Source organism: Bombiscardovia coagulans (genome assembly GCF_002259585.1).
Taxonomy (GTDB): domain Bacteria; phylum Actinomycetota; class Actinomycetes; order Actinomycetales; family Bifidobacteriaceae; genus Bombiscardovia; species Bombiscardovia coagulans.
This window is the reverse complement of sequence record NZ_MWWS01000004.1, coordinates 463,725-487,008: the sequence shown is the minus strand read 5'-3', so window position 1 is coordinate 487,008 and position 23,284 is coordinate 463,725. Positions and strand designations below refer to the sequence as shown.

Genomic DNA, 23,284 nt, shown 5'->3' with positions numbered 1-23,284 from the left:
ACGAAGACGTGCTGTAGACACCCGTTTTTCATCCGTTTTTAGTCGATGTCTTCGAGGTCTTTCGGGTCCTTAGAAGGGTCAAAACCGGAGACAATATAGACTACTCGACGAGCAGCTGAGACACCGTGATCACCTAAGCGTTCCATGAATCTTGCCAAGAGAACTAGGTCAATCATTTGTTGTTTGGAACCCTCCCACTTGTCAGAAAGAGCAAGATCAAAGGTTTGCTGGTGAAGTTTGTCTAGCTTATCATCGTCAACAATGATGCATTCGGCAACCTTAGTGTCCCTGTCAGCCATCATGGTTACCAGCCTGCTGGCCATCTGATCTAAGAAGTCTTGCATGTCTTGGAAAAGTTCATGAGCTTCGGGGGGAAGCGGTGGATCAGGGTAGGATCGGCGGACGGCTTCTGCTATGTGTCGAGCTAAGTCACCCATGCGTTCAAAAGTTGCAGCCAGTCGTAATGTGGAAACGACGATTCGTAGGTCAGTAGCTACAGGACTCTGCTTGGCCAGCAGTTGAACGCATTGGTCGATAACAGACGACTCTAGTTGGTCGATGACTTGATCTCCCTCAATGACCGCCTGCGCGGCATCCAAGTCTGGGCCGAGTAAGGCTTTACCTGCACCGGTTATGGCTGCACTGACTGCCGCTGCCATCTGTTCCATGTCATCAGCAACTTGGCGCATTTCTTCATTAAAAATCACACGCATATGCCTAGCCTCTCTCTAGCTGCCATAATAAGAAGTATGACACCAGTGTACGGTGAGGCGTTAACGTCTATCTGAAAATGACCCATAAGGGCGGATAGACAATGAGAGGAGAACTCATGACTAGTTGGTATGCGCGCATATGCTCTCTTGTGCATGGTGGATCGAAGGGGCAGCTTGAAGACCAGGGTGAGGACTTAGACCAGACCAGCCAACGTGTGCTTTCCTTACTTTCCTCAGCGGTAGTTGTAGTAGACAGAGACGGACGTGTGGTTCGTTCTAGCCCTGCTGCATACAGATTTTCTATCGTGAGCCAAGATAGGATTGAAAATGCTCAAGTCAATAAGGCAATCGCTCAGGCATGGCAGTCGCAGAAGGTTTCGCATTTTTCTCTTATTACCCAAACGCCTGATGCCCTTGTAGACGTGAGTGCTTATCCAGATAAGCCTGAGGAAACTGTCAGTGGTGCGTCTCGTCCTAATTGGCTCAAGGTCACAGTTGGAGCTATAACTTCGGACTTTGTGCTCGTATTGATTGACGATACGAGTGAAGCTAAACGTTTTGAGCAGACACGTCAAGCTTTTGTGGAACATGTTTCCCAGCAACTGCTGAAACCTGTAAGTGCTCTAGAACAACTGGCAGCTTCAGTAAATACATTAGCAGAAGAGCCTGTGGCAGAGGCAGGTGCCATAAAGGAAAGAATGGAGAGCATCTCTCAGGATGCTCAAGAGTTAACGTCATATTCGTCATATCTACGACGCATGTTAAGCGATCTTTTGCTCTTGCTACGTGCTCAGGAACAGGTTGACACATCCTCCGCTAATGTGATGAGCGTAAATACGGCAGTGAGGACTGTAATAGATTCACTACAGACTAAAGCCGAGGAAGCTGGAGTTAAGTTGTCCTACCAAGGTAAGTTTGACTTGCAGGTTCATGGTGATAGTGAACAGATCCGTGCAGCAGTGCGTAAATTAGTGGAGAATGCCATACGTTATTCCCCTAAGGGTTCCACAGTTTCTATCATTGTTAAAGCTTCTGCTGAAGGAAATCATGCGCTTATTCAGGTAATCGATCGAGGGCAAGGCATTGCCAAAAAAGATCAAGAACATGTATTTGAGCGTTTTTATCGGGGCGCAGACCAGACACAGTCGAGTAAGGTGGGAGTAGGTCTTGGCCTGTCAATTGCCAAACACGTGGCGCTGACCCATCATGGTTCTTTGACCTTGTGGAGTGCTCCTGGGCAAGGCTCAACGTTCACTCTTACGCTGCCATTGGCGCAAGTCACGGAAGACAGCAATATGAACGATCGTGAAGAGTAGTTGCTGCTAGAGAGCTAATCGTCGGTAATCCCTGCGGTTACAGTGTTCCCAGACCAGCATGAGTAGCCCTATCACCACTCCAGAAGCGCAAACAATCATTGGTTTTACTGTATTTACGCCAAATACGGTAAGAGCAGCCAAAATAATCAACGCCAAGGCCCACAAACCGGTACCAGCCCAAAAAATGAGGCGTAAATCTACCTGAACGGGTTTGGGAGATGGCCTACGCGCGTCTGGGTCGAAAATCGGTGCGAGTTTCATGCTACATACTTTATTACATAGTCTGACATAGTATTACAGAGTAAATTAGGTCACTGAGTATCTTCAGTAGAATAGGTACTAGGGAAGGAGCGCTTGTGTACCCCATTCAGCCTGTACAGAAAAGGTATGCCTGGGGCTCTCATTCGCGCTTGCAATCTATGTTTCATCTGCCGACGGGGGCAGTTCCAGACAGTGATGGAGTAGCAAGCGAAACACTTGCTGAAATGTGGTTTTCTGCCCATCCTCAGTCTCCCTCTTTCGTTGAGATGGATGATGGTAGCTATCAAAAACTCACTCAGGTTATACAAAAAGATCCATTGGCGATGGTGGGGGAGAAGAACTCGCAAATCTTTGGACCTGTCTTACCATACCTGTTTAAGGTGATTTCTGCACGAATTCCTCTTTCTTTACAGGTTCATCCCCTTGACTTTGAGGCGCGAGCTGGTTTTAACCGAGAGAATGCAGCCGGAGTCCCTCTTCATGCGCCTGATCGTTCTTTTAAAGATACGCTAGCCAAGAATGAGATGGTAGTGGCTTTAGAACCATTTACAGCCTCGGTTGGGTTTGCTCCTATATCTACACAGCTGCAAATTTTGCGTGTAGTAGACCATCCGGTGGCACAACGGATGGTGAGTGCCCTGCTGGCCCGTACTTTTCGACCTGGCTTGCCTCCTGAAGAATTTTCAGCAGCTGATCGTATGATGCCTGTTTCTTCTTTGGCTTGGCCTGATTCACGTCGTAGGGTATTTCGAGCTTTTTACACCGCGATTACCGCAGAGCCTACCGATCGAGATAATATAACGCCTGCTCTATTAGATGCTGATCGTCGTCTAGGATCTCGTAAAGTGCATGCTTCCATAGTCAATGCTTTGCAAGCAGCTCAGGCATTTCCTGGTGATCCGTCTGTACTGTGTTTGCTCATGATGAATGCGGTTTGCTTAGAAGAAGGTGAGTCGGTTTATATTCCTGCTGGAACCCCCCATGCATATATACAAGGTACGGCTGCTGAAATTATGACCAATTCGGATAATGTGCTGCGAGCTGGTATGACACCTAAGCACAAAGATATTGCGAGCTTGTTGCACAGTCTCAATTGTCAGCCGTCATCTCCTATTGACCCCTCTAGTTCGATGATCGCAACGCTCGCTATGCAAAACATGGTGACTTACCGGCCGCATATTACCGAGTACATGCTGGTTTATGGGCATGTAGAAGCAGATTCTACTGCTTGGCCCCTTATGGGTAAGATTGCTCATCGTTATGGAGATTTGGTCCAGAGGCTTGGTCCCCGCCGACTCCTTATGCCGCAAAGCGGTCCGCGCATACTTCTGTGCACTGAGGGCAGCATCGTGGTTCGCAGCTGCAATCACCAAGTAATCTTGCAACAAGGAGAAGCTGTGTTTATCCCCTCTGCGGAAGGCCAGGTTGATATTGTCTCTACACAGCAGACTGAGCAGCATAGTTTTCACATGTCAGATCATGGTTCATTTTTATTGGCATCCACCCCTGTGTAACTGTTCTCAATAAAAGTCTGCTGAATTCGCGATACGCGGAAGGTGACACGCCGTCAGAAGAAGAGGATGGAGTTGGCTGATACGTAAAAGTGTTGCAGATTAAATCCCATGAATACGAGTCTTAGCAGACGATTTGTCCTTCGGATGAAAAGGTTGAGTGCGCAGGGCGGGACAAATAACAGGGGCGTGCATTTTGTTAGAGAGTGATGTAAAGTTCAGTACGTGATGTTTTTGTGATGCACGGTGTAACGGTAGTCACGAACAGATACAGGAGTGATTTATATGAGGTTTGCTGCGGACCAGGCGAGGGCTGTTCGGGGCGCGCATATTGCTAAAAAGCGTGTTACGGAGATTTCTGCTGCTGTCCCCAACGACGAACGCACGACTGTGGTAACAACTGAGTTCGGAAAGCGGATTGAGCAGTTACCTTACGAGAATTCTATAGATCAGTCTCTGGCGCAGAAACTCAATCAGCATGTACCAGAAACTCGACGTTCCCGACGTATGGCCGCTAAAGCAGCAGCCCGTAAGAATCATATGATGACAGGTTCTGCAGTGGCAGCTTTAGTTGGGGCTGCGGCTGGTGCTGTTGCGGTAATAGCTCCTAAAAATCCTGTCAAGGCTCCTTTAGCTGCGGGCAACAATACCTCTGAAATTAGAACTGCCTCTTATCTGGATGGGCAAAGGAGTGCATCCGACTCCACCCAAGTTTCTCGCTCGGAAGTACGCGAAGGCCAGCGTGAACAGCAGACAAGCAACACTGGTAAGTGGGAACTAGACAATTTTGGCTTAGACGTAGATAGTATGTTTAAGTCCTTGGCAGATAACCCTAACGTAGCGGCACTGATAGATCAGAATAAGGACGTTCTACCTTCTGACTTTAACCCCAATCATGCTACCGGTGATTCAGGTAATGCTTATGAATTTAGCCAGTGCACGTGGTGGGCCTATACTAGGCGGCACCAGCTAGGTTTGCCTGTTGGTTCGTACTTGGGTAACGGTAATCAGTGGGCTTCCTCAGCTCGCGCGCTGGGTTACTGGGTAGACAATAGTCCTCGTAATGTTGGTGATATTGTTGTTTTCCGAGCAGGCCAAGAGGGTACCGATGCCTATTATGGGCATGTGGCTATTGTAGAACGGATTAATCCTGACGGATCGATCACGACTTCTGAATGTGGTGCAGCTTTCAGCGGAAAGACATATTCTCACACTTACAGCAACATTCACGATTTTCAGTATATTCACTACTGATGGTAATTTCGTTTTCAATAACACTATTTTCTTAGCAGTGTGCTAATGTAAGGTTCTGATGAAGATTCAAAGACAACATATGAAGAGCACAATTGTGGCTCTATGTGTTAGCACAGTTTTTGCGGCTGGTATTCCAGCTGTCGCATACGCTGATAGCCAGCATGAAGCTGTAGTTACATCCTCACGTAGCTTTACACCCAGTAATACAGTTCGGAAGAACTTGTTGACTGAGTCGACCGCTACAACTGTCGATAAGGACAGTAACTGGGGAGGTGTGGAGAGCCTTAGTGTGCCTCAGACACAATCCCAAGCAGAAAAGGATGCTGAAGCTCGCGCTAAAGCTGAAGAACAGGCCCGTAAGGAAGCACAGGAAAGGGCATCTCAGATAGCGGCTCAAGCAGCACAACAGCAGACAGTTTCTCGTTCAGCTGGTCGAACTGCTATTCCTAACGCACAGCAAGCTGTACCTGTAGCACCTCCCAATGGTGCTTCGGCTTCAGCGCTAGTGCAGTATGCGGTTCAGTTCGTCAATCAGGTACCATACGTGTCTGGGGGCAAATCTCCATCTGGATGGGATTGCTCTGGGTTTGTACAATACGTTTATTCTCAGTTCGGTATTTCGGCTCCTGCACCCTCTGGTGTACAAGCCACTCTTGGTAGGTCAGTTCCCAGTATTGACCAAGCTATGCCAGGGGATATCATCGCCAATGGCGGACATGCTGGAATCTATGTAGGAAATGGTCTGGTTGTCAATGCTCTGTCTCCAGGGCAGGGTACACAGCTCACTCCAATTTCCATAGCTTTTTCTGGAAGCTACTCCATTCGTAGACTCCTATAAGTCCCGTTTTGATAGTCTCTGAGCGCTCCCTGATGAGGGGGCGCTTTTGCTTATAGGTGTAACCTCTCTCCTGGTAAGAATTGCGGGACTACTACTGCGGGGTGAGAGTGAGTTATTCTTAAGATAGATCGGTGGGGCCTTCCGGTTCTACCTCTTGATCATGAGGAGGTCGTTATGGTTAACGACAAGGCAATTTTGGTCGGTGTTGACGGTTCAGATGCTAGTTATAAGGCAACGTGGTGGGCAGCCAATTATGCAAAGCACGCAGGACTAACCTTGCAGATAGTCTGTGCCTATTCACTGCCTAGTTATGCTGCTGTTTCGTTCGATGCTGCCTATAGTTCCATGGGAGACGATGTAGCGGCGCATTCAGATGCTCAGCAAATTCTTTCAAAAGCAAAGGCCATTGCTGACGAACAGGGTGTGCAAGCTGTAACGCTGATTGTTACTGGTGACCCGTCATCTGTGTTTGTGGAACTTTCTCGCAATTATGATCTTATTGTTATAGGGAACAGGGGTAAGGGTGGTCTAGCTGAGCGACTCTTAGGTACAACTTCTTCCAGTCTGCCTGCCTATGCTTATTGTCCCATAGTAGTTGTGCCTTACACTGATGATGACGGCAACATGATGCACTTGAACAACACGATAAGCAAGGTGGCTGTTGGTTCTGACGAATCCAAGTGGGGCTTGAAAGCCTTGGAAATTAGCGCTCAGTTTGCTCATGCTTGGGGAGCTAGTTTGGATGTTATCTCTGCTGTCCCCAACGTTTCCGGTCTGACGGGCTCAGATTCTGCCGAAGAACAAACCGTTATGGATTCTTATTTAGAAGACTTGGATGAGCGCATTAAACCACTTCAGAAGCGGTATCCAGATCTGGAGATTAACAAGAAAGTTGTTCCTGGGTCAGCCGTTGAGGCTTTAACCCAGTCCAGCAAAAACCATGATGTGGTCGTCGTGGGTTCTCGTGGTCGAGGTGGATTTACTGGCTTACTGCTCGGTTCCACCAGTCAGGGTCTTCTTCAACATGCTGTCTCACCTGTGTACGTGGTTCCACGTAAGTTCGTCGAGTCCGCAGAGGCTGGAGTCAAGCAAGCTGCATCTTCAACGGAGCAAGATCAATTTACAGCTTTGGAGGATATTACAGGTGTTGAAAAGATAACTGTTGATAGGGCGGAGCATATAGATGATATCGAATCCACCATTGACCCTCTCCGTAATGAAAAAGACTGATATATAAACGCCTACTGCTGTAATCATCAGAAAACGTCTGCCAGGCAACATGATTGAGATTGTTGTCTGGCAGACGTATATATAGCTGGATTGGTGGCAAACAGTTGTACGTTACAAACTTGTTTTACTGCCGTACCGTGACACTCATACGTACTGGTGTTTCCCGTATTAGAGTGTGCTTAATGGTGCATGCCTTGTCGATGTGACGCTTCACTCGATCAGCAAGCTTATCGGCATCCTCCTGACTCAATTCAGCGTCGCTAGCATCAACACTGACCTGCTCATCGAAGCTCAGGAATGCATCGTCTTCAGCGTCATACTGAGCGCTGACAACAACTTTGGCTCCCTTTCCCTCTCCTAACGTGTGTTCAACGGCAAACTGTGAAGAAGTAGCAGCACAGCCTGCTAAAGCAATCTTGAGAAGGTCACCTGGGGAGAATAGGCCCTCTCCTTTACCGAAGGTTACTACGGCGCCTTCGTCACTGTGTCCTTCCCATGAACCGTCCGCAGCCCGTTCTACCCATATTCTTGTACTCATAAGAACCTCCTATCGTTTGTCCTTCTTTGTTTCTACCTATCTAACCCTAGGCAGGGTATAAATGGAAGTGTTCCAGGTATCTCATGAGCTGGCAGACGAACATGCTATTTGCTGGTGTGAGTACAAGCGATTTTTCGAAAGGCCGATAGCATAGGAAGACATGTCTTGCTAGACTGGGACCCATGGCTTTGACTACCCAGCAGCTCAACGATATTCGCAGTCGCATTCCCACTCGTCCCGAGACGGATGTTGCGACCCCTTACGAGGATTTAGTACGTAAGATTCTCCGGGAAGGAACTTTGAAGTCGGACCGTACCGGTACAGGCACAATTTCTCTTTTCGGCCAGCAAATGCGTTTTGACTTAACCTCAAGTTTTCCTCTCTTAACCACTAAGACGGTCTTTTTTAAGGGTGTCGCATATGAGTTGCTGTGGTTCCTAAAGGGTTCTAGCAATGTTCATTGGCTGCAAGATCATAATGTTCACATATGGGATGAGTGGGCTGATCCACAAACTGGTGAATTAGGTCCAGTCTATGGTGTGCAGTGGCGGTCTTGGCCGGCTCCTACCGCTGAGGACCCGGGACATACTATCGATCAAATCGAGAAAGCGCTAGATTTAATCCGTAATCATCCAGATTCTCGTAGGATTATCGTCACCGCATGGAATCCTGCGGAAATAGATCAAATGGCCCTACCACCTTGTCATGCGCTCTTTCAATTTTACGTCGCTGATGGCAAGCTTTCCTGCCAGCTCTATCAACGGTCCTGTGATATGTTCCTTGGGGTACCTTTCAACATTGCATCATATTCACTTTTGACTATGATGATGGCCCAACAGGCAGGCTTAGAGCCAGGTGAATTTGTATGGACTGGTGGTGATTGCCATGTTTATGACAATCATATTGACCAGGTTATGGAACAGCTCTCCCGTAAGCCATATCCCTACCCACAAATACAGATCCGTAAAGCTGATTCTATCTTTAGCTACGAGTATGAGGATTTCGAGATCGTCAACTACCAGCACCATAGCACTCTTAAGGCACCGGTGGCGGTCTGAACTAGCCGGTAGTATACTGTATCAAATCCATTAATGAGGAGCATACGCACACTATGGAGCATGACAGTAGTAGCCGCAGCGGTTATCACGAACCCGTGCCCGGTAACGCCGGGCTGTTAGGGGATGAGGGCACTGAAATCGAGAGCGGTGATGAGCTCTCTGGTCCTTGTACAATCAATCTTATTTGGGCACAGGCACGTAGCAAGGGTGGTGAGCCAGCAGCCATAGGTTTTGAAGGTGGTCTGCCATGGCATGTGACTGAAGATATGCGTCGGTTCAAAGAATTGACGGTATCCCATCCTGTTATCATGGGCCGTCGCACATGGGAGTCAATGGGGTCTAAGCCTCTTCCAGGGCGTGACAATATTGTCGTAAGTCGAAATCCTGAGTTTCGAGCCCAAGGTGCAACGGTAGCGATGACCTTGAGGGATGCCGTAGATGTGGCCCGACAAGAGGCGATTCCTGCGGACGGTATGGATCGTTCGGAGATATGGATTATTGGGGGTTCTCAGTTATTTGAGGAAGCACTTCCGCTTGCAGATAGAGCGTATATAACTGACTTGGATGCCCAGGTTGACGCAGACACCTTTGCTCCAGACATAGAGGCTTTTGTTCAGCAAAAGTTGTGGTCAGTTAGTGAGCTAGGGAAATGGCAACTAGCTCAGAATCCCAAGGATTGGGGTGTAGAACGCTTCCGTTACATCACCTATGAGAGAGTCAACTAGGAGAGAATAGATGGCATTAACAGGTGAACAAAAGCCTTTTGTGGTCATGACAGTATGTACAGGAAATATTTGTCGCTCACCCATGGCGGAAGTTATTTTGCGTAAGTGCTTTGCAGACCGTGGAATTGATGAGAGTCAGGTTCGGGTGGAGTCTAGCGGAGTCAGTGATGAAGAATTCGGTAATCCTATCGATCGTCGGGCCCAAAAAGTATTGAAGGAACGCGGATATGAAGTTCCGCAAGATCACTTTGCCCACCGTATTAGTAGAGAAGAAGCCCAAGGATCGGACTTACTTTTACCGATGACGGCTGATCACATGCGTTCGTTATTGCGCATTTTGCCTGCGGATAAGCACTCAGCGGTCCATCTTTATAGGTCATTTGATCCTAGTTTGCCCAAGACTCAACCTGGGCATGAAAGCGACATCGACCTAGCTGATCCTTGGTATGGTGGACCGGAAGAATTTGAAGTGGCCATTGACCAAGTCGAGCATACTGCTCCTTACATCGTAGATTGGGTTCTGCAAAAGTTATAATAACCGTTTCAAGGCTCAGGACTGTTTCTATGCCTGAGCTTTTGATGGTTCTTGCTGCGAATGATGACTTATAAGATAATCTGATATTTCCTATGTGACTGTCTATAGATTCCAACTAACTCAAAACCTTTTTGTTTTCTCTGAATGCATGGACTCACAGCAGAGGAGGGGGAATAAAGAAAAACCAAGAGTGCCGGATGCAATCTTGGTATGTATGGTGGCTCCGAGCGGGATCGAACCGTTGACCTAGCGATTTTCAGTCGCTCGCTCTACCAACTGAGCTACAGAGCCTTATTATTGAAACGGACAATCGTTTATCTACTGTCGATATCCGAGCGACTCCGGCCGGACTTGAACCGGTGACCTCCGCCGTGACAGGGCGGCGCTCTAACCAACTGAGCTACGGAGCCGTGGCTGTTAAACAACCAAGAATAAATCATACTCGAACTTGATGAAGATGCAAACTCGGCGCGTCGTTTATCGATAACACCAGGTTACGTGCAATTCGAGTGTATGTCAGTTTGCTTGCTTCCAATTGGTGGTATCAATGTGGTGGTTGGGGTTAGCTTGCCAGGCTTGCCAGGCGGACTCTACGATCTCGTGAACGCTGTATTTGGCGTGCCAGCCCATCTCGTTATTGATACGCTCGGGTGATCCTATGAGCTTAGCTGGGTCGCCTGGGCGACGATCGTGAATTGCCTCAGTGAAATTGAGTCCAGTAACTGATTTGACTTCATCTACAATTTCGCGCACTGAAGTTCCCTTTCCTGTGCCTACATTGAAGACATCAAACTTGCGTTCATCGCGATCGAGATACTCAAGGGCAGCAATGTGAGCGTCGGCAAGGTCTGAGACGTGGATATAATCGCGGATGCAGGTTCCATCTTGGGTGGGGTAGTCATTGCCGAAAATTGCTGGTGCCTTGTTTTGTTGTAGGCGATCGAAAATCATGGGAATCAGGTTGAGTGTGGCAGGATCTTCCAGTTCTACAGGGCCGCAGCCAGCTACGTTAAAATAGCGTAGGCCGCAGAACTTAATGCCGTGTGGTTCTTCGCAAGCTCGAGCCATCCATTCGCCGATGAGTTTTGTTTGACCGTATGGGTTGATAGGGAGCATGGGAACTACATCTTCAGGGACGACACTCACTGGAGGCTCTCCATATGTCGCTGCAGAGGAAGAGAAAACTAGCTTTTTAGCGTCTGTTGCAGTCATCGCTCGTAAAACGTTGAGCATGGAACCAAGGTTCTGTTGGTAATACCACAATGGTTTTTCGACAGATTCGCCTACTTGTTTGCGAGCGGCGAAGTGTATGACGGAGTCTACATTATTGTCTCGGATAATTTCTGCAATCCGCTGGTCAGCCTCTGGTGCTGAAATGTCTGCTCCATACAGTCGGGCTCCCTCAATGCGGGATGGCTTACCATAGCTTAAGTCGTCAACAACTACTACATCTTGACCGATTTGGTGCAAGGCGTGGACGACGTGAGCGCCGATATAGCCACATCCACCTGTAACGAGAACGGACATGTCGGTTCCTTTCCAAATGCTGCTTGAGCTTGCTTTCAAATGTTCGAAATTGATAAAATATGTTTTTATTTGTTTAAATATCAAGCATAGCATGTGTAGATTCAATAAACCGTAGGGTGAGCTGTTCCATCACCCAAACTTACTTACTGATACATGAGAAATCAGCAGCTGGAGGAGTACTAGATTGGTGTCTATCTATGCTTACTATGCGCTAGGTAGAGTAGCTGGTAAAGATGGAAATAGTGAGGGTGTATAAGCCTATCAGAGGCAGGAGGAAACTGCGCACATTGCTGCTATTGTTGGGTTGGCTTCCCCTTTTTCGGTTGTGGTGTACCATATCAACCTCTCATTCTTTCCATTATGTGTGATATCCCTTGATGGCTATGATGCTGCCTAGGCCACGGCAAATGTGCTGGTTAATAGTAAAAGTATTGTCATTGCGGTGGCAACTGTTCCCACAGAGGTGGTTGGAGGTCAGGTAGGTTTCGTCTGCTTGGTCTAGTTCTTGCGGTGGATGTGCTCTAGACTTGGCATAGTTTCCGTTTCTTGGAAAGCCTTTTGTAACAGAATCTTGGAAGCCGTGCAGAGCAGATACTGTCAACACTTGGTGCATCAGAGCGATGGTCTGAATACTTGTCAGAAGCCCATTTGTCGGCTTATACCTTGTTGTGGATATAAATAGTAGTGATGAAAAAAATACTGACACAGATACGCACTATCGAGAGCTCAATCGAAACATCAGGAGCACATAAGAACCAAGACAATGCCCAATCGTCCTCTAGGAGGCGCAGCATTGTATCTTTTACCAGACGGTCCGGTAAGTTAGACGCTCGTTTAGAGAGAGCATGGCGGGAGTATAGTGCGGCCTACCTCATGCAGGTAGGCGGACGAGAGGATTCTCTAGGCGTAGAAGCAGGACTGCGTATCGATAGTGCCTACTTAGAAGCAGCTTACGGTCGACAGGCTCCAGTTACTGTGGAAATTGGAAGTGGGCAGGGAGAAAATATAGTAGCAGCTGCTCAGAAGCATCCTGAGCGTAATTATCTGGCGCTCGAGGTCTACGAGCCAGGTTTGGCACATACCATGTTGCTGGCAGGTAAGCTGGGTCTCAGCAACTTAAAAATTGCCCGCACGAACGCTCCCGAATTTATAGCGTCTACAGCCCCCAACACCCTTGATGAGGTTTGGACATTCTTCCCGGATCCGTGGCCTAAAATGAAACATCATAAGCGACGTTTGGTGCAGCCGATGCTCGCAGCAGACCTGTCTCGTGCCCTAGTTTCGTCAGGTTTGTGGCGGCTAGCGACAGACATCGAGGATTATGCTCTGCACATTCATGAAGTCTTGGACTCGCTGCCCTTCCTAAGGAATATGGGACAGTTGCAGGTCAGCTTACCGACAGAGCATGTTGGCAAGGGAACAGCAGACAGAGCTGATGCGCTTCCTCATGCTCTTTTCTGTGAATCCGAACGTTTTGAGGGTAGGGTGCTTACTAATTTTGAACGAAAAGGCATTAGTGCTGGCCGGCGAATTCACGATTTTACTTACCAATCGTAGGGGGCAGATTGAACAGTGAAACCTCTGTAGGCAAACATGAAACTACTTGGAAAGATTCTGCATGGACTGTTGAACCCTACTTTTGAGGACTTCATCAACGGTTGTGCACTGCTGAAAAAGTACAAGAATTTGATTTGCTGTGTCAGTGATACGCTGCTTATCTGATTCGGCTATCAGAGTTCTGATTTGTACCCAATATCTGAAGGTTGTGTAGGCTTTCGAAGTTTCTTTATTCTCGTCCGTCAGAATATTGTCAGTCTGTTCGATACGGGTAAATGAACTGATGACTTCTGCGCACATCATCCTCAAAAAGTTGAGTGTGGCTTGAGTATCTTTTTTACGGTCTTGATAGTCTTTATAGAATGAGAAGAATAACGTAGTTACAACAGCTGATAGTTCTGCAAATCCTGTGACCCATTCGGCCCAACTCCCTAATTCCATAGTTCTTCATCATACGCTGCTTTCGCGTGGATATGGGGGTTTGATTACGATTTGTGGCTGGACTTGTAAGGTCAATAGTAATTTTCAATAAATAGGATAGGTGTTATGACAAAGCATTGGTTACAGTGGTCAACGTTTGTTGAGCTCACAGAAGCTTTTACGGCTCCGCTCAATCTAGCTTGGTTGTTGATGGGAGCCTGTATAGCCCAATACTTTTACCAAGTGGTCAATTGGGTCAATATTGGATTATTTTTAATTAATATTGTGTGTTTTGACCTAGCTGTCAATATTACAGATAATTACTATGACTACTTACATGCTAAAGACAGAGAAGGGTATGCTAAGCATACTAATGTCATGGGGCGGCTGAACCTACCCTTGCGGGGTGTCTGGCTATTAGGCCTCAGCCTCTACTTGCTTTCTCTAGTCCCTGCCGTGATACTTCTCTGGCGGGCAGGTTGGTCACTGTTGCCGTTAGGAATAGTAGGATACGGTCTCGGTATTTTTTATGCTGCCGGTCCTTTTCCTATCAATGCTACGCCCCTGTGTGAGGCTGCAGCGTCAGTGGGTATTACCTATATGGTTCAACTCGTATGTGTTTGCTCGGCTGTAGCACCGCACTACTCATTGAGCTGGGATTTGGCAGGTAAGACTTTTATGGTCTGCCTTCCTGTAGTGCTTATTGCCTTTACGCTTCAGCTCGCCAACAATGTGGCGGATTTGGATGAGGACATCAAAAATGGACGGTATACCCTAGCCTTTTATCTAGGACGCCCACACTCGCTGCTCCTTATGCGCGTTTTACAGGTAGTAGGGGGGTTATGGCCGCTCGTTAATTGGCTCTCGAACGTGTCTCCTTGGCCGGTACTAATCACTATTCCACTTATGCTACCGATGTTTTGGGGTATGCGTCCTTTTTATGCAAATCCTGACAAGGAACGTACGTTTTTCCCACTTGTTAAGGCAGCATCCGTATACTTTGTGGGGTACACCATTTTCTTGGCAATAGGTGTGTGGCTATAACAACGTATCTGCTTAAGGGTTTGATGTCATTGGTGGTGTGGAAAACGCCGGCTTGAATGAACAGGCAGACTTACGCTAGCGATCGAGCTGGGTGAAGGAAGGAATTGGGTTTGGACAGTGATACAACGAGCAGTGTGCTAGGCCTCTACCTGAAAAATAATCGGAAACGGCATAAGAATCAAACTCACCTTAGTGTACCCTTGTGGTTTACTGAAAACCGCAGGAAACGGCATAAGGGTCAATCTGAACCGAAGCAGCCTCTCTGGTTTACCATACTGCAGGAGGCTGTGTGGGTTATCATTTGTATCATCATCGTTGTGCTGGTGAGAGTCTTTATACTTGGTGCCTATGAAATCCCTTCTGAATCAATGGAACCCACCTTACAAGTTGGCGATAAACTTATTGCGTCAAAATTGCAACCAAAAGTTTCAGGAATCCATAGGGGAGATATAGTTATTTTTCATGATCCTGATCATTGGTTGAATAATGGCCCTAAGGACGACTATCTCATTAAAAGAGTGGTTGGTGTGGCAGGTGATAGGGTGCAAGCAGACGGATCAGGGCCTGTTTTGATTAATGGGAAAATTATCGACGAATCTTCGTACATTATGCCCGAATCGGATTCTTCTCAAAAAAAGTTCGATGTCCTTGTACGAGAAGGTTATATCTTTGTTATGGGAGACAATCGCACTAATTCGGCTGACTCACGTTTCCATATGTCTGACATGAATGGGGGGCAGGTTCCAGTGGATAAAGTGGAAGCTATAGCAGATGTAAAATACTGGCCACTGAACCGAATAGGTCTCGTACGTCGGCCTGACCAGGTCTTTAATGGTTTATAAGTGGGTTTGAGTGGAAGAATACAATCGCAGGTATCGTGGATCTTGCTGATGCATATTCGGTTCATCTGCTGCTTAAGCCTGCGAAATTGAGCTCAGGCTTGATTCTGACTCGACGGTTTCTTGAAATGATTACCTTAAAATCTGGCAACGACTTGTTCTGACGTATGTGGGTGGGGGCGGAATATCTCAGTATATAACCTGGTTCTCTACTGACGAACAGGCACAGATGGCTTGCATCTGGGAAAGTTATGCAAAAAGAACGCCGAGGATATTGCGAGATACCCGGTCTAGTGGAGCCGGGTACCCCCATAACTGCCAGCTTTCTTTGTCAGTTTATACCGTATCCGTGGGCCAGTTCAGGACGTTCATTCAACTTTGGCATATCTTCAGCTGAAGAGGAATAGAAACGTTGTAATACCTGTGAGAACTTTTCAGCACTCTCAGGATTGGTGTACACCATATGTCCGGCCGGGTAGTATGTGAAGGCAATGTTTGCTTGCAGGGGCTCAGGCAGGCCCATATGGTCAATGTCATACTCTGTTTGCCCGAATGGTGTGGCAAGATCAAAGATTCCGTTGCAAATCATTACTTTCAGGGTCGGCTGGCGAATGATAGTAGCTGCTAAATCAGGAGTCACTTTGGGGAATGGGAGTGTTCTGCCCCATGATGACAGGGAGTGTTCGGGGAGTTGGTGCCACCAGGTCCAACCCTTGCCAGGTTCCATTGAATTCCAGTCGAAGTCAGCAAAGTCTATACGCTCGTCTTGCCCATCCCAGCCTAAGTGATCGCGCAAATAAGCTGACGAAAGGGATGAATATGCAGGGTTCAGGAAAGAGTCATCAACTACAAATGTTTCATCGTCACTTATGACGTCTAAATCATAGCCAGTGGTACGAGCGTCATAGCGGCCGACGATTTTGCCTTGTGAACGGAGTAATTCCTTGCGGAATCGTGGATCTATTACTCGTAAATTGGAATCGAGAACGTATTGCTCCGTCAAACCGGTGAGTTCAGAATACTGCTGAGCAACCTTTTCTCTTGTGGCCTCATCCAAACGGTCTCCTTGTGACAATGCTTGTCTCAGAGGACCATTGGCGAAAGCCCTTGCAGCAAGGAGGTGGTCGGACATGGAAGTGTTGTCGCCTGCTTTCCCTTGATATTTTCCTATGGCGGCGTATGTAGGGAAGTAACCAATGTAGTACTGGTCAGAAGTGGCGAACGTGTATGCGTAGTCGAGAATACTGGAGAGAAGAATTAACCCATTGAGAGCTATACCACCTTCTTGGAGCTGGTATGCCAAGGCAGAACCGCGGGTAGTGCCGTAGGATTCTCCGAGTATGTATTTAGGGGAGTTCCAGCGGTGATACTTGCTCAGGTATGCTCGGATGAAAGTTGAAAAGCCTTTAACATCTCCATCAACTGACCAGAGTTCCTTCTTGGCCGCGGGCACGATTTTTGAAAAACCAGCACCGGCAGCATCGATGAAGACTATATCGGAAAACGGCAGTATTGAATATGGGTTGTCTGACAGTTCATAAGGAGAGCCTGGAACTGGTGCTGCATCGGGTATATTGATGCGTTTAGGACCGATAGATCCCATTAAGAGGAAAGTGGAAGAAGCACCTGGTCCGCCATTAAACGCGAAAGTTACAGGGCGGGTATTATCTGACTTCCCGGTTTTGTCAAGAAGGTTACATGCTGTGTAAAATATAGAAGCAGCAGGCTTGACCTTGTCAGTATCAATGTTGATAGTACCAACAGTAGCTTCGTACGACAGCTGCTGGTTATTGATAGTGAGTGTATGTTGGCTAGTATGCTCACTCGGAGTCGGCAGGGGTGCCGCTACTGAGCCGGCCTGTGAACTGGATTCAGGGTTTGTGTTTGGTGAGGGATTGAGGCTTTCTTCGTTCATGAAGACTCCTTTAACTGAGTTGTGGTATAGCTATCATAGTGGGAATTGCTAGCGATGATAGTATGTATCTCATTATTTAGACCAGTAGGCTCTTCAATGGTCTCTTGAGCTGCCAAATTAAACACCACTGATATGTGCCAGGACTTGATGCGTGGATAAGGGCTTTCGCTGTCTTTTGGTTGTACCTGTATTTTTTACATGAAGCTATGTTGATACTTCAGGGATTATTGGGCACTTTAGTCAGTGCTTTGTCTCTTGAAATGGCTTGAAACGGTATGATTGAACATACTTCTACCGTTTCGTTATTTTGAAGGGAATGGCTTTGTTCTGCCAGTCTATAGTTGTTTGGTAGCCCCGGAGAGAGTCGAACTCTCGTTGTCAGATTGAAAGTCTGATGTCCTAACCGTTAGACGACGGGGCCGGACGAATTTATATTACCTGACATCCCGAGATGAGGCAAACTGACGGTCTGTCGTCCATGTTGTGGCGGTATTCTGTGGGTTTTGAGATGGGTAACAGTGTGTTGCTCACCAAACAGGTAACTGTTCTGATGACGATTTCGACCTGTTACGTAAAGTTATCATTAGTGGACGGTCTCTATGGTAATTGTCTGACATTACAGTTTATGGCGCTGAGTAATGAGTGTAAGTATCCCGATGCCTTGCTTGGCATAGATTCTTTGGTAATTGCTGGATCATATGAGAGTGCAAAACAGTACATCTAGAAATACTTAGTGGGAAGTGTACATTTGCCCCCATCTTCGTTACAGCAAGAAGTTATGATTCGATTTCTGTGTCTCGCTTATGGAACAGTTCCATTTGCTCTTTGATCCAAATCCGCTCGGCAGGGTTGATATCTGCGGATTCTAAGTACTTTTGGTATACAGGGTAGAAGGCTCTCAAAATAGGGTATATGGCATAGAGTGTGTGTTCCGGTTTCTGCTCCCGGCTATGCTCAGGATGGGCATCAAAGGTATTTTTAAAACGCTGCATGTAGTGATGGAATGAGCTGAAGGAGGTATCCATTCTCCTTGCTGAGATTCCAGCATTCATATCTTGGCAGTATACCGTTTTGAAATTATGGTCGATGAGATGGAGTGAAACGTCGACATCTTCATGCATGATATCTGCTTTATCACGGCATACTTCCGTACGTATGGTCTTCCATGCGCTGGCTCTTAGTGCCATATTCGACCCGAATAATAAGTATCGTCCGTCGTCCGCGCGGTAAACGGTTTTACGCACTTTATTGTCACTCTTCAGGCCTAATTCTTTACCAGGCATATCGTAATATGCCACTGGTCCTGTAGCCCCCATCGCGTCAGGATCCTCTTCGAAAAGATGGGATACTACCTCAATCCAGTCTGGTTTAAGCATGCAATCTGCATCAATTCGGCCTAATATGTCACCTTTTGCTTGGTCCAAACCGTAATTGCGTGTGGGGATGAGACCCTGTTCTTTATCCTGGTGCAGAAGGCGTACAGGAGTACCAGGATGTGCTTCTATGAAGTCACGTACTATCTGGGCAGTACGGTCAGTCGAGTGATTGTCTACGATGAGTACTTCTAAAGGTGCTACTGACTGGGTGGTTGCATTGAGCATGCAGTCAGCGATGCGTTCTTCTTCATTCCAAGCTGGGATGACTACGGATACGGTCAGCATATACATTAGAATACTGGAGCCGATATACACCTATATAGCTATCAGCTTGTTCCTTGTCAATAAGGATTGGATAATAGGAGGCATGAGCTCAGACAACAATCGACATTTTGACTTGGGATCAGTCTTCCCCTCAAAGGGCGATCCGCGGCGGCCACCAGAGTGGTACGGACGTGCTCTTTTCTATGCTGCAATCGCTATTTTCTTAGCATGGTTTGCCTATTCTTCATGGTCTAAGGTGGAATTTGTAGTCTTAGATGTTGTTATTTCAATGTTTGTTGCTTTGGCTATGGAACCCTTGGTAGTGACTTTGGTCAAGCACGGCTGGAAGCGCGGTGCTGCCGCGGGAGCAGCACTCATCGGCTTGGTTGTGGTTGTAGTAGCATTGATGGGCCTGTTCGGCAATATGTTCGTTCAGCAAGTCATTGGTATGGCTAAGGGAGCGCCAGCCTTCTATGAACAGATAGTTCAGTTGGTGCAAGACAAAACTCATCAGCAACTTCCTGCTATGCAGGATCTAGGTGGAGAGATTGCTAAAAATATTCAAACTTCGTGGGTAACTGACTTTGCTGGTCAGGCTTTTACAACTACGGTAGGGGTACTGGGCTCAGTGCTGAACATTATGACTGTGCTCTTAGTGACCTACTACATTTCTGCGGCTGGCCCCAAACTTCGTCGTAGCTTGTGTCAATGGATGAGTCCTTCCAGTCAGAGCCGTTTCGTGTTGGTGTGGACCGTTGCACAAGACCAGATTTCGTCCTTCCTCTTTAGCCGCACAATTTTGGCCCTGATTTCTGCTGCCTGTATGTCAGTTTTCTTGGTTTTCCTTAAGGTTCCATATTGGTTACCATTGGCTCTCTTCTGTGGTTTGGTATCACAGTTTGTGCCTACTATTGGAACCTACATTGGCGGTGCCCTACCTGTAGTAGTTGCTTGGGGATCGAATGGGTTAATTATTGCTTTGGCGGTGTTGATATACATCTGTCTTTACCAGCAAGTTGAGAATCTCATACTGGCTCCAAAAATATCTCAGCGCACTATGGATTTGAACGCAGCCATAGCCTTCCTTTCGGTTCTGGCTCTGGGTGCTGTATTTGGTGCACTTGGTGCCTTTTTGGCCTTGCCGGTTGCTGCGTCTTTCCAGATCATTTTTAAGGCTTCTACTCGTCGTTACGATTTAATTGATTCTCCGCTTATGTATGATCCTGAGCCAGTTAAGAAGTCGAAGGTGGTAGAAAGCGCAGAAGCCATTAATGAACATGTGATTAAACCTGTAACTAGCCACATTCCGCGTTCAGCCCAAGGTTCAAGCAAGCGGGTGGTCGTGGGCGACCAAGAAGTAGATAGTAAGGAAAACGGCAAGAACGGTCTTCTCACTTCAGATGTGTTGGACACCTCGGAGACCGTCGCTATTCCCAAGCACGTGGTTAAGGTCAGCGAAGGTAAGCCTGTATTAGAAGGATCTTCAGACGATGCTGGTCAGAGCAATCCTCGCAAGGAGTGGCAGTAGATGGCCTTTCTTAACTTGCTTGACCTCCTCAGCATTGTGCTGGGAACAGTTGGTATTGTGTATCAAGCAGTCTGTGTTGTTACTTCCTTTGTGGCTAAGCCGGTGGTTTTCCCCACGGTTCCGTTTGATAAGCGCTTTGCGGTACTTATTTCTGCCCGCAATGAGGAAGCAGTAATTGGAGGCCTCATTGATTCTATACAGTCGCAGACCTACCCCTATGAGTTAGTTGACATTTGGTTGGTTGCAGATAACTGCACTGACAATACGGCACAGCTTGCTCGATCCAAAGGTTGCCATGTCGTGGAACGGAATAATAAGGATCTTATTGGTAAGGGATATGCCCTGACCTACTTACTAGATCATATTATTTCTTCTGGTGACGGCAAGGTCTACGATGCTTTCTTTGTCTTCGATGCTGATAACCGCTTAGACAAGCACTACATCGAGGAGATGAACAAGGCTTTCCAAAGTGGTTTCAAGATTTTGACCTCTTACCGCAATTCTGTGAACTTTTCCGACAATTGGGTTTCTTCGGGTTCTGCATTGTGGTTTATTCGTGAGTCGCGTTTCTTGAATTCTTCTCGTATGGCATTTGGTTCTTCTTGCCACGTAGGTGGAACCGGTTTTATGTTTTCACGAGAGGTAATGGAGCGCAACAACGGTTGGAAGTTCCACCTACTGACGGAAGACATGGAATTCACTATAGACTCGATCCTTCACGGTGATCGTATTGGCTATTGCGGTACTGCCATGTTGTACGATGAACAACCGGTTACCTTCCAACAATCTTGGCGGCAACGTTTGCGTTGGAGCAAAGGCTTTTTGCAAGTTTTCCGTTACTATGGACCGTTTTTGATTCGTCGAGCTATACAGGAAAGAGATTTCTCTGCTGTTGATTTAACTATTTTAGTTTGCCCACTTACTGTTCTTGCTGGTGTTCGCTTCCTCTTTGGTGTGCTTTTTGCAGCCTTTGGTTTTGTGAATTGGTCCAGTCAAATTAATGCCTTGGTCAATGGTATTGTGTTAGGTATTGCTGGCTTACTGGCCATGATGGGGTTGGCTGCTCTAACAGTGGTTACTGAACGTAATAAAATTGGAGCCTCGAATAAGGAACTCTTTGCATACTGTCTGGCTTTCCCGATTTTCATGCTGTCGTATGTTCCGATTTCCTTCCAGGCAATTTTCTCCAATCCTGGCTGGAAGCCAATCGAGCATCGAGGTAAGTAAGTCGGTTAATTGTCTAGCTCCAATGGTTCATATGTAGTTTACCGGCATCATGTTAGACGATTCACTGAGCCCTGGGATAGGATAGGCTTGATCTTGAGAAAGTCTCACGAGAGTTCCTGTGTAAGCTGATAACGGTCACTTTAAGCAATACGTCGGAGGAAGAGTGGGAGCACACAAGCATAAGGTTCAGCACAATTATTGGCGTGTAGGACTGTCTGCAGGGTTGGTCCTAGTTCTTTTCCTAGCATACCTGTGGGCAGATGTTGTGGATGTCTTACCTGGACCTTTGTCTCTTCATTCTGTCAATGATTCAGCTGTTCAGCCTGTGCGTAACATTGTTGAACCAGCACCTGTAGTGCCGCTTGTAAAAAATGACAAGCCAATCGACAAGGACGCTGCCCAGAAACTGATAAACGACTTGTCTCAAACGGCAGGTGTCGGTCCCGATTTCTCTGCTGTCATTATGGGCGCTGACGGCACTATAGCTGCCGAGCATGAACTCAACACTTTGAGGCAACCAGCTTCCACCATGAAAACACTGACTGCCGCAGCCGCTGCTTCTGTACTTGACATGGGTTCGCGCATACGTACTGCTGTCTATATTGATGAAGCGGCAGAACAAAATCCACATATCACCTTGAAAGGCGAGGGTGATATGTTACTTAGCAAGGGGGAAGGAGACCCCATTCATGTCAATGGAAGAGCAGGACTGGCTACTCTAGCTGATAAGACAGTCAAAGACTTGCGGTCACGCTCTGTCAACTCCGTACATGTGAACTATGATTCGAGTTTCTTTGGCCCTGTACGATCGCCAGAGTCGATAGGAGCCAACAATCCCTCTGGTATTTACTTTACGCCGACTGCGACAATGGCGGTGGATGAAGGTCGAGAACGTTCTGACCACGATATGGCAGCAAACCCTGATGCTGGAGGTGTTTATGTACCTCACACAGACGATACTGAAGGGCAAGTGGCGCGTGTTTTTGCAGAAGAGCTAGGCAAGCGTGGAATCACTGTGATTGGTCCACCAACTGAACAGCAGCTTGTGCCCAAGGCAGCGCCCATAGCTCAGGTGGAATCTGCTCCGCTGAATGAGATTTTGGCCTTGACTTTGAGAACTTCCGACAATACCTTGACTGAGCTTTTCGGTCGTCTGCTTGCTCACGCAACTGGCGAGGAGGACACTCCGAGAGGTGCTGTTCAAGCTGTCCTAAAAGCTTTGCAAACATTAGGAATTGATGTCAATGCTGTGAGAATGGCAGATTGTTCAGGGCTGTCTCCTGGTTCGTTGGTCAGTGTGTCAACGCTCGTTGCCATTGAACGAGCTGCTGTCGATGGAAAGCATAAGCAGCTGATTCCCTTAGTGGATGGTTTATCTGTTGTTGGTTTAGTTGGAACAGCAGCCAAACGAGGTCAGGGGAATGACCCTGACGGATTGGTAAGAGTTAAGACGGGAACTTTAGAACAGGTGACCGCATTGGCAGGCAACGTGTCAAGATTCAACGGTGGGGTCCTCGTTTTTGCTGTTATCGTTAACAATCCGACAAATATGGATACTGCTATTCAAGCTGTTAATACGTTTATGTCTGCTCTACCTCGATTATGAGT

The 23,284-nt window shown here is 47.2% G+C and carries 21 protein-coding genes and 3 tRNA genes; 14 read left to right on the top strand and 10 right to left on the bottom strand.

Annotation, left to right across the window (positions count from 1 at the left end; translation table 11 throughout):
• Positions 1–38 precede the first annotated feature (38 nt).
• Positions 39–713: a phosphate signaling complex protein PhoU gene (phoU, locus tag BOCO_RS03800; RefSeq protein ID WP_094722742.1), complete on the bottom strand. Its 675-nt coding sequence runs from the start codon at positions 711–713 to the stop codon at positions 39–41.
• Between the two features lie 116 nt (positions 714–829).
• Between phoU and BOCO_RS03795 the strand changes: the two genes are divergently transcribed.
• Positions 830–2,029: a sensor histidine kinase gene (locus BOCO_RS03795; protein ID WP_094722741.1), complete on the top strand. Its 1,200-nt coding sequence runs from the start codon at positions 830–832 to the stop codon at positions 2,027–2,029.
• Between the two features lie 6 nt (positions 2,030–2,035).
• Here the strand turns inward: BOCO_RS03795 and BOCO_RS03790 are convergent, their stop codons facing one another.
• A complete protein-coding gene (locus tag BOCO_RS03790; protein ID WP_094722740.1) occupies positions 2,036–2,290 on the bottom strand; it encodes a DUF2530 domain-containing protein in 255 nt (84 codons plus the stop codon).
• Positions 2,291–2,385: 95 nt separating this feature from the next.
• Between BOCO_RS03790 and manA the strand changes: the two genes are divergently transcribed.
• From manA to BOCO_RS03770, 4 genes are all read left to right on the top strand, one after another.
• Positions 2,386–3,804 (top strand): mannose-6-phosphate isomerase, class I, encoded by a 1,419-nt coding sequence (gene manA / locus BOCO_RS03785; RefSeq protein ID WP_094722739.1) that lies wholly within the window; start codon positions 2,386–2,388, stop codon positions 3,802–3,804.
• A 282-nt stretch (positions 3,805–4,086) separates the two neighbouring features.
• Positions 4,087–5,055, top strand: a complete 969-nt coding sequence (locus tag BOCO_RS03780) for a CHAP domain-containing protein (protein WP_094722738.1) — start codon at positions 4,087–4,089, stop codon at positions 5,053–5,055.
• A gap of 79 nt (positions 5,056–5,134) precedes the next feature.
• A complete protein-coding gene (locus tag BOCO_RS03775; protein WP_244568725.1) occupies positions 5,135–5,893 on the top strand; it encodes a C40 family peptidase in 759 nt (252 codons plus the stop codon).
• Between the two features lie 174 nt (positions 5,894–6,067).
• Entirely contained in the window at positions 6,068–7,123 is a 1,056-nt protein-coding gene (locus BOCO_RS03770; protein WP_094722736.1) for a universal stress protein, read from the top strand.
• A 124-nt stretch (positions 7,124–7,247) separates the two neighbouring features.
• Here the strand turns inward: BOCO_RS03770 and BOCO_RS03765 are convergent, their stop codons facing one another.
• A complete protein-coding gene (locus BOCO_RS03765) occupies positions 7,248–7,661 on the bottom strand; it encodes an OsmC family protein (protein ID WP_094722735.1) in 414 nt (137 codons plus the stop codon).
• A gap of 182 nt (positions 7,662–7,843) precedes the next feature.
• Here BOCO_RS03765 and BOCO_RS03760 point away from each other — a divergent pair, with 182 nt between their 5' ends.
• Genes BOCO_RS03760 through BOCO_RS03750 form a run of 3 tightly spaced genes read left to right on the top strand, consistent with a single transcriptional unit; the run spans position 7,844 to position 9,979 of the window.
• Positions 7,844–8,719 (top strand): thymidylate synthase, encoded by an 876-nt coding sequence (locus BOCO_RS03760; protein WP_094722734.1) that lies wholly within the window; start codon positions 7,844–7,846, stop codon positions 8,717–8,719.
• 53 nt (positions 8,720–8,772) lie between these two features.
• Positions 8,773–9,444: a dihydrofolate reductase gene (locus BOCO_RS03755; RefSeq protein WP_094722733.1), complete on the top strand. Its 672-nt coding sequence runs from the start codon at positions 8,773–8,775 to the stop codon at positions 9,442–9,444.
• Positions 9,445–9,454: 10 nt separating this feature from the next.
• Complete coding sequence (locus BOCO_RS03750) at positions 9,455–9,979, top strand: low molecular weight protein-tyrosine-phosphatase (RefSeq protein ID WP_094722732.1); 525 nt, start codon at positions 9,455–9,457, stop codon at positions 9,977–9,979.
• A 215-nt stretch (positions 9,980–10,194) separates the two neighbouring features.
• Here BOCO_RS03750 and BOCO_RS03745 read toward each other — a convergent pair.
• From BOCO_RS03745 to galE, 3 genes are all read right to left on the bottom strand, one after another.
• Positions 10,195–10,270, bottom strand: a tRNA-Phe gene (locus BOCO_RS03745).
• A gap of 45 nt (positions 10,271–10,315) precedes the next feature.
• Positions 10,316–10,389 (bottom strand) — tRNA-Asp (locus BOCO_RS03740).
• 106 nt (positions 10,390–10,495) lie between these two features.
• Entirely contained in the window at positions 10,496–11,506 is a 1,011-nt protein-coding gene (gene galE, locus BOCO_RS03735; RefSeq protein WP_094722731.1) for a UDP-glucose 4-epimerase GalE, read from the bottom strand.
• A 687-nt stretch (positions 11,507–12,193) separates the two neighbouring features.
• Between galE and trmB the strand changes: the two genes are divergently transcribed.
• Entirely contained in the window at positions 12,194–13,063 is an 870-nt protein-coding gene (gene trmB / locus BOCO_RS03725; RefSeq protein ID WP_094722729.1) for a tRNA (guanosine(46)-N7)-methyltransferase TrmB, read from the top strand.
• Between the two features lie 42 nt (positions 13,064–13,105).
• Here trmB and BOCO_RS03720 read toward each other — a convergent pair whose 3' ends face one another.
• The gene (locus tag BOCO_RS03720) at positions 13,106–13,504 is read right to left on the bottom strand and encodes a hypothetical protein (RefSeq protein WP_094722728.1); all 399 of its coding nucleotides are present in this window, start codon (positions 13,502–13,504) and stop codon (positions 13,106–13,108) included.
• Between the two features lie 105 nt (positions 13,505–13,609).
• On the opposite strand from BOCO_RS03720, the gene BOCO_RS03715 reads away from it, so the two are divergent.
• Positions 13,610–14,527: a prenyltransferase gene (locus tag BOCO_RS03715; protein ID WP_094722727.1), complete on the top strand. Its 918-nt coding sequence runs from the start codon at positions 13,610–13,612 to the stop codon at positions 14,525–14,527.
• A 110-nt stretch (positions 14,528–14,637) separates the two neighbouring features.
• On the top strand, positions 14,638–15,369 hold the full coding sequence (lepB, locus tag BOCO_RS03710) for a signal peptidase I (protein WP_244568724.1): 732 nt from the start codon (positions 14,638–14,640) through the stop codon (positions 15,367–15,369).
• 328 nt (positions 15,370–15,697) lie between these two features.
• Here lepB and BOCO_RS03705 read toward each other — a convergent pair whose 3' ends face one another.
• From BOCO_RS03705 to BOCO_RS03690, 3 genes are all read right to left on the bottom strand, one after another.
• Positions 15,698–17,281 carry a S10 family peptidase gene (locus BOCO_RS03705; RefSeq protein ID WP_094722726.1) on the bottom strand — a complete coding sequence of 528 codons (1,584 nt, stop codon included), beginning with the start codon at positions 17,279–17,281 and terminating at the stop codon, positions 15,698–15,700.
• Between the two features lie 346 nt (positions 17,282–17,627).
• A tRNA-Glu gene (locus BOCO_RS03700) sits at positions 17,628–17,702 on the bottom strand.
• A gap of 355 nt (positions 17,703–18,057) precedes the next feature.
• On the bottom strand, positions 18,058–18,942 hold the full coding sequence (locus BOCO_RS03690) for a glycosyltransferase family 2 protein (protein WP_094722952.1): 885 nt from the start codon (positions 18,940–18,942) through the stop codon (positions 18,058–18,060).
• 82 nt (positions 18,943–19,024) lie between these two features.
• Here BOCO_RS03690 and BOCO_RS03685 point away from each other — a divergent pair, with 82 nt between their 5' ends.
• The 3 genes from BOCO_RS03685 (at position 19,025) to BOCO_RS03675 (ending at position 23,282) form a co-directional block, all read left to right on the top strand.
• The gene (locus BOCO_RS03685; RefSeq protein ID WP_094722724.1) at positions 19,025–20,449 is read left to right on the top strand and encodes an AI-2E family transporter; all 1,425 of its coding nucleotides are present in this window, start codon (positions 19,025–19,027) and stop codon (positions 20,447–20,449) included.
• The gene (locus BOCO_RS03680; protein ID WP_094722723.1) at positions 20,450–21,676 is read left to right on the top strand and encodes a glycosyltransferase family 2 protein; all 1,227 of its coding nucleotides are present in this window, start codon (positions 20,450–20,452) and stop codon (positions 21,674–21,676) included.
• Positions 21,677–21,839: 163 nt separating this feature from the next.
• Positions 21,840–23,282, top strand: coding sequence for a D-alanyl-D-alanine carboxypeptidase/D-alanyl-D-alanine-endopeptidase (locus tag BOCO_RS03675; RefSeq protein ID WP_094722722.1), 1,443 nt, complete (start codon positions 21,840–21,842; stop codon positions 23,280–23,282).
• Positions 23,283–23,284: the final 2 nt, after the last annotated feature.